Annotated in this window: 1 protein-coding gene; it reads left to right on the top strand. The window is 63.2% G+C overall.

The genetic code is table 11. The features are described 5' to 3' along the window. Positions 1–39: 39 nt before the first annotated feature. A partial coding sequence (locus B3361_RS08675; protein WP_286920170.1) for a winged helix-turn-helix domain-containing protein occupies positions 40–242 on the top strand: 203 nt, incomplete at its 3' end.

The following is a 242-nucleotide window of genomic DNA, read 5'->3' as shown; positions in this document are numbered from 1 at the left end:
TGCGGTTGCGGCCGGGCAGCCTCTTTAAGAGCGCACTTGATGAAACGCCAGCCACTCGACGACAGCTTCAAGGTCAACCGCAACCCCGTTACCCTGCGCGAAATCGTGCTAGACAAGCTGCGCGCGGCGATCATGAACTTCCACCTGCTGCCTGGCGACCGCCTGGTCGAACGCGACCTCTGCGACCGCCTTGGGGTCAGCCGTACCTCGGTACGCGAAGCGCTGCGTCACCTGGAATCCGA

The organism is Pseudomonas sp. UBA6699, from assembly GCF_002454615.1.
In the GTDB taxonomy this organism is placed as follows: domain Bacteria; phylum Pseudomonadota; class Gammaproteobacteria; order Pseudomonadales; family Pseudomonadaceae; genus Aquipseudomonas; species Aquipseudomonas juntendi.
This window is presented reverse-complemented; position numbering and strand designations above follow the sequence as displayed.